This is a genomic window from Thalassospira alkalitolerans (assembly GCF_002115745.1).
GTDB classification, from domain to species: Bacteria; Pseudomonadota; Alphaproteobacteria; order Rhodospirillales; family Thalassospiraceae; genus Thalassospira; species Thalassospira alkalitolerans.
Genome location: NZ_JFKB01000008.1, coordinates 250,133 through 261,909, shown reverse-complemented (window position 1 = coordinate 261,909; position 11,777 = coordinate 250,133). Strand labels below are relative to the sequence as shown.

At 54.1% G+C, this 11,777-nt stretch carries 10 protein-coding genes; 2 read left to right on the top strand and 8 right to left on the bottom strand.

What is annotated here, in order from left to right:
• Positions 1 to 413: 413 nt before the first annotated feature.
• Together TALK_RS13460 and TALK_RS13455 are read left to right on the top strand one after the other, a co-directional pair.
• Entirely contained in the window at positions 414 to 2,330 is a 1,917-nt protein-coding gene (locus tag TALK_RS13460; protein ID WP_139833824.1) for a PHA/PHB synthase family protein, read from the top strand.
• A gap of 94 nt (positions 2,331 to 2,424) precedes the next feature.
• On the top strand, positions 2,425 to 3,714 hold the full coding sequence (locus TALK_RS13455; RefSeq protein WP_085619635.1) for a nucleotide sugar dehydrogenase: 1,290 nt from the start codon (positions 2,425 to 2,427) through the stop codon (positions 3,712 to 3,714).
• 12 nt (positions 3,715 to 3,726) lie between these two features.
• Here the strand turns inward: TALK_RS13455 and TALK_RS13450 are convergent, their stop codons facing one another.
• The 8 genes from TALK_RS13450 to TALK_RS13415 all read right to left on the bottom strand — a co-directional run bounded on the left by TALK_RS13450 (position 3,727) and on the right by TALK_RS13415 (position 11,703).
• Positions 3,727 to 4,092, bottom strand: a complete 366-nt coding sequence (locus TALK_RS13450; RefSeq protein WP_085619634.1) for an MmcQ/YjbR family DNA-binding protein — start codon at positions 4,090 to 4,092, stop codon at positions 3,727 to 3,729.
• 61 nt (positions 4,093 to 4,153) lie between these two features.
• Complete coding sequence (locus TALK_RS13445) at positions 4,154 to 5,245, bottom strand: glycosyltransferase family 4 protein (protein WP_169715034.1); 1,092 nt, start codon at positions 5,243 to 5,245, stop codon at positions 4,154 to 4,156.
• The gene (locus TALK_RS13440; RefSeq protein WP_085619632.1) at positions 5,242 to 5,991 is read right to left on the bottom strand and encodes a glycosyltransferase family 2 protein; all 750 of its coding nucleotides are present in this window, start codon (positions 5,989 to 5,991) and stop codon (positions 5,242 to 5,244) included. The genes TALK_RS13445 and TALK_RS13440 overlap by 4 nt, the downstream gene beginning before the upstream one ends.
• Positions 5,988 to 7,472 (bottom strand): hypothetical protein, encoded by a 1,485-nt coding sequence (locus TALK_RS13435; RefSeq protein ID WP_085619631.1) that lies wholly within the window; start codon positions 7,470 to 7,472, stop codon positions 5,988 to 5,990. The genes TALK_RS13440 and TALK_RS13435 overlap by 4 nt, the downstream gene beginning before the upstream one ends.
• A complete protein-coding gene (locus tag TALK_RS13430) occupies positions 7,457 to 8,200 on the bottom strand; it encodes a hypothetical protein (RefSeq protein WP_085619630.1) in 744 nt (247 codons plus the stop codon). The genes TALK_RS13435 and TALK_RS13430 overlap by 16 nt, the downstream gene beginning before the upstream one ends.
• A complete protein-coding gene (locus TALK_RS13425; RefSeq protein ID WP_085619629.1) occupies positions 8,197 to 9,369 on the bottom strand; it encodes an MATE family efflux transporter in 1,173 nt (390 codons plus the stop codon). The genes TALK_RS13430 and TALK_RS13425 overlap by 4 nt, the downstream gene beginning before the upstream one ends.
• The gene (locus tag TALK_RS13420) at positions 9,362 to 10,567 is read right to left on the bottom strand and encodes a glycosyltransferase family 4 protein (RefSeq protein WP_085619628.1); all 1,206 of its coding nucleotides are present in this window, start codon (positions 10,565 to 10,567) and stop codon (positions 9,362 to 9,364) included. Before TALK_RS13420 ends, TALK_RS13425 begins: the two co-directional genes overlap by 8 nt.
• Positions 10,564 to 11,703, bottom strand: a complete 1,140-nt coding sequence (locus TALK_RS13415) for a glycosyltransferase family 4 protein (RefSeq protein WP_085619627.1) — start codon at positions 11,701 to 11,703, stop codon at positions 10,564 to 10,566. Before TALK_RS13415 ends, TALK_RS13420 begins: the two co-directional genes overlap by 4 nt.
• Positions 11,704 to 11,777: the final 74 nt, after the last annotated feature.

Genomic DNA, 11,777 nt, shown 5'->3' with positions numbered 1-11,777 from the left:
AATGTTGTCAATGAATGTAAACAACACCTAGCGATGGCGCTTTGATCTTGGGCCGCTAATGGGCTTGGGATATGACGTAATCGGAATTGAAATTTAAGACAAACATGCAAGGTGCTCTGGTGATCAGGGCACCTTTTTTTATGTCGAAAATGGTGTGTTCGAAAATATAGGATGATTGACATTGCCTTTCTTGAGGTGCCTCAATGTTGCACTGCATTCAATTTGATAACGTATTTTTTGCCATAATTCAGAATGCTGTCCTTATCTGTGGCGCAGGCTGGTCTGTTTGGGCCGATTTTGTCGGCTGGGGTTTGCGCGCAATGGAATGGCGACCTATTTCCAAATTTCCAAGGCCAGTTGCCCTGTGACTGAATATTATCGGGCGATGGTCGGTTTTTGTCGTGCAGGAGTTGATGATGCCAGATACGCCGAAAATTGATGTGCCTGAAAAGGGTGCCGCCCCATCAAGCGCCAAACCGACAGGCCGGAAGCGGACACCAAAGCCACGCACCAAAAGGACGGCATCGAAAACGGTGGCAGCAAATGCCAATGACAAAACACCGCATATGCATGTAACCGAGCCGGTGCCGGCCCCGTTTGATCCACCAGCGCCGGGTCATTACACCTATCAGGCCATTGATCAGGCCTTTAAGGCCAATATGGCCCGGCTGACCAATGGCATATCGCCCGCCGGGCTTGTTGAAATTCAGGTTCAGTGGCTTGGCCATTTGTTGATGTCGCCGGGCAAGCAGATGGAATTGGTTGAAAAGGCGCAGCGCAAGCTGGTCCGTTTGATGTGTCATGCGATGCATGCCGGGCCGGGTGCCGATCCGTGTATTGAACCCTTGCCGATTGACAAACGATTTGCATCGCCCGGATGGCAGCAATGGCCGTTTAATATGATGTATCAGTCGTTTTTATTGACCCAACAATGGTGGCACAATGCGACGACCGATATTGATGGGGTATCAGACGCGGATGAAAAGGTGATTTCCTTTATCGTGCGCCAGATGCTTGATCATATGGCCCCATCCAATTTCATCGCCACCAATCCCGATATTCTCAAAGCCACGGTCGAACAGGGGGGGGCGAACCTTTTGACCGGGATCGAACATCTGATCGAAGACGTGCAGCACACCTTGGCGGGCAAAAAACCGGTTGGGACAGAGAATTTTCAGGTGGGTCGCGACGTTGCGATCACGCCGGGCAAGGTTGTCTATCGCAATCATCTGATCGAGCTGATCCAATATAGTCCGACCACCGATGATGTTTATCCCGAACCGATCCTGATCGTCCCCGCCTGGATCATGAAATATTATATCCTTGATCTTTCGCCGCATAATTCGCTGGTGAAATATCTGGTCGATCAGGGACATACCGTTTTCATGGTGTCATGGCGCAATCCAACATCCGAGGATCGCAACCTTGGCATGGAAGATTACCGCAAGATGGGGATCATGGATGCGATTGACGCTGTATCTGCGATTATCCCCGATCAGAAAATACATTCGGCGGGCTATTGCCTTGGCGGGACGCTGTTGTCGATTGCGGCATCTGCGATGGCACGTGATGGCGATGACCGGCTTGCCAGCATGACCCATCTTGCGACCCAGGTTGATTTTACCGAAGCCGGGGAATTGATGCTTTTCATTAGCGAAAGCGAGGTTTCATATCTTGAAAGCATGATGTGGGATCAGGGCTTTTTGGATGGATACCAGATGGCCGGGGCTTTCCAGATATTGCGCTCCAACGATTTGATCTGGTCACGCTTGGCCAATGAATATCTGTTGGGCGAACGTCAGGAAATGAACGACCTGATGGCATGGAATGCCGATCTGACCCGCATGCCGTATCGGATGCATTCGGAATATCTTCGCGGGTTGTTTCTTGAAAATAATCTTTCTGCAGGTCGCTATATGGCCAATGATCTTCCGGTTAATCTGGCCGATATCCGGGTGCCAATTTTCAGTGTCGGCACAGTGCGCGATCACGTCGCCCCATGGCGATCCGTTTATAAGCTGACCATGCACCCGGCAACAGAGGTGACCTTTGTTCTGACCAGCGGTGGTCACAATGCCGGTATTGTGTCTGAACCCGGACACCCCCATCGTTCCTATCAGATGTCGACAAAGAAAGTCGGCGATCATTATCTTGATCCGGATCGTTGGCAACAATCAGCACCGATGCAGGATGGCTCGTGGTGGCCTGCGTGGCAGACCTGGCTGGTGGGGTATTCCGGGGACAAGGTACCTGCCCGGACGCCCGCAAATACAAAGGCGGGATATCCCGCACTATGTGATGCGCCGGGAACCTATGTGTTGCAAAACTGATGGCGATGAAACCTGTCAATCGCGAGGATATGTAATTGACGTGCCGGAAGGGGCTGACTACTAATCCCCAAGTGCATTTTTTCGGGGTATGTTGATGAGTCACGGTCGCAAGATTTCTGTCATCGGTTTGGGATATGTCGGTCTGCCGGTCGCGGTGGCCTTTGGGACCGAAATTGGCCGGACAGTGGCTTTTGATATCAACAAGGCGCGAATTGCGCAGCTTAAGGCCGGGCATGATGCCACGGGTGAAGTTGATGATCATGAACTGGCTGCGGCTGATTTGCTTTTAAGTGACGATCCGCAAGACCTGCGCTTGGCCGATTTTCATATTGTTACCGTGCCAACCCCGATTGATAAATCAAACCGTCCGGATTTGTCGCCGCTGCGCTCGGCCTCGAAAACTGTCGGCGCGATCTTGAAAAAGGGTGATATCGTCGTTTATGAAAGCACCGTCTATCCCGGTGCGACCGAAGAAGAATGCGTGCCGATCCTTGAAACGCTTTCGGGGCTGAAAGCCGGGATCGATTTTACGGTGGGCTATTCACCGGAACGTATCAATCCGGGCGACCGTGAGCATCGCTTTACGACGATTACCAAGGTTGTGTCGGGTCAGACGCCCGAAACGCTTGAAATTGTTGCTGCGGTTTATGGTTCTGTCGTTAAGGCCGGTATTCATAAGGCCCCGACAATTAAAGCCGCCGAGGCCGCCAAGGTGATTGAAAACACCCAGCGCGATTTGAACATCGCCCTGATGAACGAATTGTCGCTGATCTTTGACCGGGCCGGGATTGATACCCGCGATGTATTGGACGCGGCAGGCACCAAATGGAATTTCCTGCGCTTTACGCCGGGTCTTGTCGGCGGGCATTGCATCGGGGTTGATCCCTATTACCTGACCCATAAATCCGAAGAACTTGGTTATTACCCGCAGGTGGTTTTGGCCGGTCGCCGGGTGAATGATGGCATGGGCGAAGTGGTTGCCAACAAGGTGATCCGTGCCCTGCTGCGTGAAGGGGCCACCAAGAACCCGATTGTGACGGTATTGGGCCTGACGTTTAAGGAAGATGTGCCTGATATCCGCAATACCCGCGTGATCGATATTATCCGCGAACTTGAAGACGCCGGAATCACGGTCCAAGTTCAAGATCAGTATGCCGAAGTCGACGAAGTGGCTCATGAATTTGATGGTCTGAAACTGTTTGGTGATGATGATTTGAAACCGGCCGATGCAGTTGTTTTGGCGGTTTCGCATAAGGAATATGTCACCAAGGGCTGGCCGCTGATTCAGGGGTTGTTGAAAGACGGCAAGGGCTTTGTCGCCGATGTTCGCGCAATCTTGCCGCGGGATGAAGTCCCGGTTGGCATTGATCTTTGGCGTTTATAGGACCTGAAATTTTCAGTCCTGATAAAGGTTAAGCGCGCGCTGTTTCTTTTTCGTCAGGCCAAGGGCAACGATCTTGTGTGATGTCTGCAAATGATCGCGCAGACCGTCATCAGAAAGCCCGGGTTTGTCGTAATGCTGAATCCACTTCATGCCGCGTGACGCAAGATAGGGGGCAGGCCGCAGGCCGGGCTGCTCCTTTAAGACCTCATAACCAATTTCGGATGTTTTAAAGGTAATCCCCATCGTATTGCCCTTGGTCCAGCCGCCAATGGCAAAAACCTTATCCCCGACTTTCCAGACATCGGCACCGCCCCATTGCACAACATGGGTGGTTACCGGAAGTGACCGACAAAAATCGTTAAACTCGTCACGCGTCATGGGGGGCACTTTCGTTGCGGTTAAGCCGGGCGATTATCTTGGACCGGCATTATGTCCCGGATCAAGAAACAATCTCGGTGATTAAATCCTGCAATTCGCGGGCGAAACGATCCTTGCCGAAATTGGCTTTGCAATATGTCCGGGCGGCTTTTGTCATTGCGGCATTTTGTGTTGGATTGGTCATTGCATCTTCGATCAGGCGCGTCAAAATTTCCGGGTTTTGCGTCGGACAAATACGTCCGGTTTTGCCATTGATGATGATATCGCCAAGTGTGCCGACAGAACTGCAAATCACCGGAATTCCCGCCGCCATGGCTTCGAGCACCACAAGCGGCTGTGCTTCATTGGCATAACGCGACGGAAAAACAAACAGATCCGCCGTTGCAAGCAGTTCGGAACGGGCATCGGTATTGGCAAAGCCATGCCAGATCACATGATCGTTGATCCCGGCTTGTTTGGTCATGTGCATCAGATCGGTTTCCGACAGATCACCTTCGCTGCCAGCGATGTCGAGGATGAAATCAATGCCGCGCTGTTTAAGGATGGCACAAGCGGCGACAACATCATCAATGCCTTTGGCGCGAAACAAGTTGGAAAGATAAAGCAGGCGCAATGTGTTGTGGTTGGTTTTGCAGCGTTTAACGGCAAAGGCTGCATCGGGCAGGCAATTGGCGATGATGGTTGTTTGGCAATCAAGCCCATCAAGTTCCGGTAGCAATGCCTTGCCCAGAACAATGGCCGCCTGACCGGTAAAGACCCGGCGTTGTAACCAGCCGGTAACGGCATTACGACGACCGTTTGCAAGACCGCGACCATGCAGATGCACAATGGCCGGAACACCAAAAATTCGAGCCGTTACGACATAAAGACAATCGCGGTAAAACGCCCCGCCAGATGGGGAAAAACAGATGTAAAGCGCATCAGGGCTGCGCATTAGGCAAACAATTAGGCGGAGCCATAGCCCCAGTGCAAGGGCGAGTTTGCCAAGCGTGAATTTGGCAATGTCGCGGGGGTGCTTGGCAAAGCGCATTTCAAGCAATGTCACATGGCAGGTTTGTTCAAGGGCCGTGATGGCATGGGCATTCATCGCCGCCGCCCCATGCAGGGGCGGGGGCAGTTGAACCATGGCGATGATGCGGGGGCGTTGGGTCATAATCGGCTTCCAAGGGTGCGTTTCATATCGTAAATCCGCATCCATGTCGGGGGCGCAATTTGGGCGCGATGGCGGTTCAAAACAGATTGCAGGGTTTGATGATATTGCCGTATTGAAATGCCTGCAAAATGGCGCGTGGCGGGATCAAGGTTGCGGGTGATCAGGGCTTGATTGCTGTGCCAGATGGATGCCTTTGCCCGGCAGACGGCGCGGAGATAGAAATCAAGATCGATACAGCAATCAAGATCGGGATCATATCCACCCGCCCGGTCCCAGATATTGCGATGAAACATCAGCGATGAATGATGCAATGGGTTGCTGCGATAAAGCCGTTTGGCAGGGATTTTGTGCCAGTCTGAATGCGCAGATGCGCGGTCGCTTTGGGCCGTTGTGAAGGCAAGGGTATCAGGGTGCGTATTCAGGAATTTCCCTTGTACATTCAAGCGGTTCGGATGGGAAAGATCATCAATATCCTGAATGGCAACAAACGCCGTTTGTGCCTGTGATATCGCAAGATTAAGCGCCGCACCGCGCCCGATTTTGCCACTTTGGATCAATTTGATCCGGGGGGTGACGGCAAGGGTATCGGGCCGTTTGACGGGGTGGGCAGAGCCATCATCGACAATCACCACTTGATCGCCGGGGCGCAGAATAGCGTTGATATTTGCGAAATATTGCGTGTGGAAGTCTTGGCCATCGCGAGTGGTGGTGATGATTGTGATGGCGTCTGGATTTGGTGGGGTCATTTGGGTCCCCAGACAATGCGAAGCAGGGCTGTGGCATGCCCGGTGACAAAGAAGGTTCGGACCGGGCCGGTGACGGCGAATCGGGTTTTTTCTGTGATTTTTATGGGGTAATTGGCGATAAAACGGGCATTTATGCCCGGAAATTCGACCTGGGTCGGGTTATTATGTACGTACATAATGTTGTTTGGCACCAATAATCGAAATAACTGCAACCCGGTTGCATCCGACACATTAAAACGATCACGAATGATGATTTCATCGCGATTGAAGGTGATGTCGCGCTGGCCTGTTTGGCCCGCCAGCGAGAAGGTTATTTGAACCGTGTTTGCCGTTTTGGTTCCGGCGATGAAACGCGCATAGGTGTTTCTGTCTGGAAAGGCCGGAAGCGGTTGGGATTTTGGGCCATAGAGGCTGGCAAAATCTTCCTCGCCGCCGGTGGGGGGCAGCAGGATATGTCCGTTCGTCACCAAGACCGGGGCCGGGGTGATGTCAAAGCCGGTTTTGCCACTCAGGCACATTCGGGCGTTGTAAGCCGTGGTATCTTTGATAAACAAGGACTTGGGCAGTTTTGCAGGTTTCTGGTGTTTGGCATCTGCAGCCGGTTTGGCCATGGCTGATCGCATTAACCAGAACCCGGCAAAGGCCAGATAATCGTAATGGCGGTTATAGCTGTACCAGCCCGGTGTTGCCGGATTGGCCGGGCCGGGATCATCGGCAAGCGGTCCGGGGGCCAGCAGGTTAAGCGGTAAAGCCCCATGCATCAGGAAGGTTTGCTCAAGATAAAACAGGATGGTTTCGGCTTGGCGCAGATGGCCGTGCGATAACAGGGCATAAAGGGCTGTTACGGTGCCAAAGCTTTGCCCGGCACCACGGCCCAGCAGATTTGGCATGCCGTTCGGGGTGCAAAGCTGGGTGATCAGGTTACTTGCCTGTGCGCTGATTTTACGCTGGGCCGGGTTGGGGTTATCGCATAAGAGGGCCGCGCAAAAGGCGTGGTATTGCGCCGAAAAACAGCCCGGTCTGTCCATGAAGGCGGGGGCGCGCCAAAAGCGTGCCCGGATATAAAGCCAATCGAGTTTCGCCCGCCATTTATGCCAAATGGATCCATTTTGGCGGGTTTGCAGGCCAAGAATGCGCCAATTGGCGACATTTGGCGATTGATACGGCGCGTTTCGCAGAATTTCGGCGCGGGTTTGGCGGGAAATGTCGGGAGCGTGATCCAGCGCATAGTCGATAAATTCGCGGTGGTATCGGGCATCATGGGGGTCGGTTTTAAGGGCTGTTATCGCCGCTATATTATTTGAAACATAGCGGGAAGGATCGAGGTTTTGCCAAAGGGCAAGCGCAAAGGCCTTGGCGTAGAAGCTGTGTTGCGGGAAGTCGCCATTGTCGCATTGCTGCGTTGCCAGTTGATCGGCAATCAGATGGGCAAGGCGCAGGCAGCGTTTTTGTAAATCGGTTGGGGTCACTGAAAGTGGCATGTGACCCCCAACTTTAAAACCTGACCGGCACGGAGGCGGTTTAGCGGCACGGCCTGAATTTCCGGGCAGTGTCGCCCGAGACGTTCACGCAGACGCCACAACAGGCGTTTGCCGCCGTGGCAATTCCAGATCAACCGCGCCAGCCAATCGGGGGCGGCAGATGTGAAAAACCGGTTGGCCCAGCGCAGCCAGATGTGATCCACCGGATCAACGGGCAATAAACGCGCATGAATGATCCAGCAATCGCCGCGATCACGCAGATAAAGATAGGGGGCAAATCGCCCGGCCCCATCGACCTTATCAATGGTGACGGTAATTGTGGTGCCGTTTTCGCCCCGTAGTTTGGCGGTTGTGACCGGATGCAGGCGGTATCGGTCGCTATCGGTATGGCGATACCGCTGCCCGGCGATTTCACCGGCGATGATGGCGGATTTGTTAAACACCAAACGGATGACGGCATCTTGTAAAATGCCATCGGTGATGGCGGTCAGTTTGGCGCGAATGCGGATGGTGTTGTGAGATTGCCGGGTGGTTTGATAGCGCAGATGCCAGTGACCTTCGGCAAGGTGCCAATCATCATCGGATCGGGTGGCATTTCGGCAGGTTTGGCTTAGCGTGACAAAAGACTGCCGGTCCGAACATTCAAACCCCCAATCCCCAAACATAATGTCGCCAAAATGGCCGCTGATCAGGCGGTTGTTTTGAATGGTGCTGTGAAGTTTAATCATGCGGATTGTCCCCGCCATTGCGGGACAAAATGGCAGGCAGCAAGAAAGATCAGGCAAAACCCGAACCGCATTTGCATAACGATCAACGTATTTTCGGCCGTGCCAAATACCGGTAACATCACACCTGATAGGATCAGCACGATCAGACAAATCCAACCGGGAAACAGGCGATTGTCGATTTCCTGCGAGATTAAGATATGGCGGGCCAAGATTGCCAAAAGGAAGGGCCAGGGGGCTCCGATGCGCAGCAGATCGGGCAATCCGGCGGGCGGTGCATCAAAGATCAAATGCGCGATGGTATCGGGTGATAAAAACAGTATTGCGGTAATCGCCAGTGCCGGGGCCATCAGCCAAAAATCGCGCAATAATCCGCTTTGCCGTTTGGCAAACAAGGCGGCAGACAGACTGGCGATCATGGCGGCAGCGATCAGGAAAACCCGTTGGGCAAGTATCAGGTTGGCCTGTTCGTTTTGACCAAGCTTTTCGCCGAGCAAGACGAAATCAAGATTGGGCAGCGCCCCGGCGAGCAGGGTAAAGCCGATCAGGTTGACGGCCCGGTAACGGTTGATTGCGATAGGTTCAGGCTTTGCCAGAGGCAGCCGGTTGTTAGGGGGGCTTGCTGTGGGATGGAATGCAAGGATGCCCGCCGTAAGCAGGCTTGCCAGCGATATGGTCGGGGCGATGGCAAATAAGGCGAAGCTGTTGCCGGTTATCATTGCGATTAGCGCGGTGGCAATCCCGGCCAATTGTCCGAAGACGGCAATCAGCGCTATTTTGCCAAGCTGACCACACCCGGAGATAATCCAGTCCGGGGCAAGGGCGGCGGCAATGGGCATCAAAAGAACCGGCGAAAATCCGATATCGGTAAGGGTGAGGGCGGTTGTGATACCGACACCGGCAATCATGAGGCGCAAGAGGATTATTTGAGTGCTCGTGCGGAATTGATGGCCCTGATAGAGCCGGATCAAAAGCGGGCCGCATCCGGCCTGCGTAGCGGTGACGACAAGGCCGATGGTGGCAAGGGTGGTGAAATAATCGGCCAGTTGATCGGGCTTAAAATGATGGCCGATCACAAGCAGGATGATCATACCACCAAGGCGCGAGACAAAATTGGCCGCCAGAAGCCATAGCGGATACAACGCAGAAAGCTTTGGCAAAAAACTATCCATGACGGGTCAGAACCTTTTCATAGGCGGCTTCAACCCGGGTGCCGTAATCATCGGCGATATCATGGGCAATTACCTGTCGTGCGGCCCTGCCAAGGGTGGTGCGTTTGACCGGATCAGCATGGAGGTCGGTGATGGCGTTTATCAGGGCTTCGCTGTCCCGTGGCGGGATCAGGATACCGTTTTGATTATGGGTGATCGGGCTTCCGGCGTCGGGGGTGGTGATCACCGCACAACTTGCCGCCATGGCTTCGAGCACGGCAAGGCTGCTGCCTTCTGACAGGCTTGGAAAGACAAAGATGTCCGCGCTGAGCAGATGATCGGGAAGATGTTTGTGCGCCACCGGCCCCTGCCAGACGCAGCCCGGCGGCAGTTTGGCCAGATAGGCCAAGGCGCAGGGATGGGCCGGTCCGACAAGCGACAGGGTAATGGCCGGGCCAAGGCGATGGCGCAAAACCCGGAAGGCCTCGATCAAAATGCGGATGCCTTTGGCAATTGCGATATTGCCGACATAAAGCAGATGGGTTGTGCCGTCATCAGACGTTGCCGACGGGCCGTGATCATATGCCAAAAGCGGGTCGCATAGGGATGATGTGAACGGGACAAGGTGAATGCGCGAGGCATTTATGCCGCAATCGACAAGCCCGGCGGCAACCGCATCGGATGGCGCGAAAATGCCATCGGCAAAGCGGGCTTCGGCCATGCGCCGACGGGCCAGAAGGTTTGAAATTTCGCGATAGCGCAGGCCGTGATGGTGGTATTCGTCGGCAAGTTGTTTTTTGCGGATGGGGGCAAGTTGGCCGGTGACATCGGATATGATGGCCATGCCCTTGGCCCGGGCACGTCGCATGGCAGGCAGGCTGTAATTTCCCTGTCCGTGCAGGATTTTGGCATCGGGCATATGTGTTGCCGCCAGCCATGACAGGGGCAAATCGGAGTAAAGATTGCGGGCCGGAAGATGAAGTTTTTGCGCGGTCTTGCCCAACAGATCGGGTAAAAGATGGCGACCGGGAATGGAGGCCAGAATGGGGTCAACCTTGCGCGCCGGGGGCGTGATCAGGCCGTGGCCGTTATGACGCCAGAAACTGTCCCATCGGGCCAAACGGTTATTGCGGGTCAGATGGGTGGCCAGAATGCGAAATTGATCAATACGGCCAATCATCCAGACGGGAACATTGGCGGGGGCTTTGACGGCCATCATAGATGTCCTATCGATTGGGTCGCCATCTGGCAGGCTTGCCAGAGGGTATTGGCGTGATGATCGGGCGTGTTGTGGCGGATGGATGCGTGTTGGGATTTTTGGGTTGTTTGCCAAAGGTCGTGATCGCGTAGCAGCCTTGTGCAGGTCTTGACCCAGATATCGAGTTGATCGGGTTGCCCCGGTTGATCAAGCGGCAGTATTTCCGACGGGGCCAGAACATCGCGCGCCCCGCCAAGCTGATCACTGGCAAGGACGACCGTACCGCATGAAATGGCTTCGATGGCGGTGATGCCATAGGCGTCATTGTTACTTGGCAGCAGGCAAAGTTTGGCGTGTTGGTAATGGGGGGGCAGTTCGGCGGGGGGGATATGCCCCAAAAGGTCGGTGATCCCGGTCAGGCCATATTGGTCAAGCGTTTGCCCAATGGCGTTTTGGTGATCGGCACCGATAATCCGGATGGCATTAATCGTGCCGGCACAGTGCAGGTCACGCGCAATTGCCAGAAAGTGATCAAAGCCCTTGGATCGGGTGGGGCGCCCGCACCAGATCAGGTCGATGGGGCGATTAATCAGGCTTGATATTTGTTTGGGCGGTGGAAATGATGGCGGGATGGGGGCGATCAGAATGTTCTGGTCCGCGATGCCAAAGCGGGCAAACCAGTCACGCCCGTTTTGCCCGGCGGCGATAAAGCTTTTGGCCTGTGTGATCATTTTCGAACGAATGCATCGCCGGATCGGGTTTTGATAATGCCGGTCTGATTGCGCCCAGCCATCAAATTGCACCACCGTCGGGATGGTGTGGCGACGGGCATACCGATGGGCGCAATATTGTGCCGGGCCAAAACCGGCCAGAATAAGGACATCCGGGCATAGATCATCAAGGGCGCGGTCCAGACCAAAATTGATCGCGATGCTGCGGTTTTCGCCAAGCGGAATTTTAATTCCCGGCAGAATGATTTGGCGAAATTTCCCGGTCAGGATCGGCCAGTCGCGCTGTGGCTCGTGATGATGGGTGCATATGACGCGAAAATCACCGCCCTTGGCACAGGAAAGGCTGGCCAACATGCCATAGGCGCGTTGCCGATAGGGCGGAACGATATTCGTAATCAGAACAATCTTCACGCGCACAATCACCATTTGGTGTTTATCTTGATGATAAAACAATCATAAGTTACTTTGGATTTCAATGCTTTGTCAGATGGCCGCCGGAT

What these genes read in the sequence shown, in the direction of transcription:
- TALK_RS13445 (WP_169715034.1), bottom strand. Translation starts at nt 5,245, where the DNA reads ATGACCCAACGCCCCCGCATCATCGCCATGGTTCAACTGCCCCCGCCC.
- TALK_RS13460 (WP_139833824.1), top strand. Translation starts at nt 414, where the DNA reads ATGATGCCAGATACGCCGAAAATTGATGTGCCTGAAAAGGGTGCCGCC.
- TALK_RS13430 (WP_085619630.1), bottom strand. Translation starts at nt 8,200, where the DNA reads ATGATTAAACTTCACAGCACCATTCAAAACAACCGCCTGATCAGCGGC.
- TALK_RS13415 (WP_085619627.1), bottom strand. Translation starts at nt 11,703, where the DNA reads ATGGTGATTGTGCGCGTGAAGATTGTTCTGATTACGAATATCGTTCCG.
- TALK_RS13440 (WP_085619632.1), bottom strand. Translation starts at nt 5,991, where the DNA reads ATGACCCCACCAAATCCAGACGCCATCACAATCATCACCACCACTCGC.
- TALK_RS13450 (WP_085619634.1), bottom strand. Translation starts at nt 4,092, where the DNA reads ATGACGCGTGACGAGTTTAACGATTTTTGTCGGTCACTTCCGGTAACC.
- TALK_RS13455 (WP_085619635.1), top strand. Translation starts at nt 2,425, where the DNA reads ATGAGTCACGGTCGCAAGATTTCTGTCATCGGTTTGGGATATGTCGGT.
- TALK_RS13435 (WP_085619631.1), bottom strand. Translation starts at nt 7,472, where the DNA reads ATGCCACTTTCAGTGACCCCAACCGATTTACAAAAACGCTGCCTGCGC.
- TALK_RS13420 (WP_085619628.1), bottom strand. Translation starts at nt 10,567, where the DNA reads ATGATGGCCGTCAAAGCCCCCGCCAATGTTCCCGTCTGGATGATTGGC.
- TALK_RS13425 (WP_085619629.1), bottom strand. Translation starts at nt 9,369, where the DNA reads ATGGATAGTTTTTTGCCAAAGCTTTCTGCGTTGTATCCGCTATGGCTT.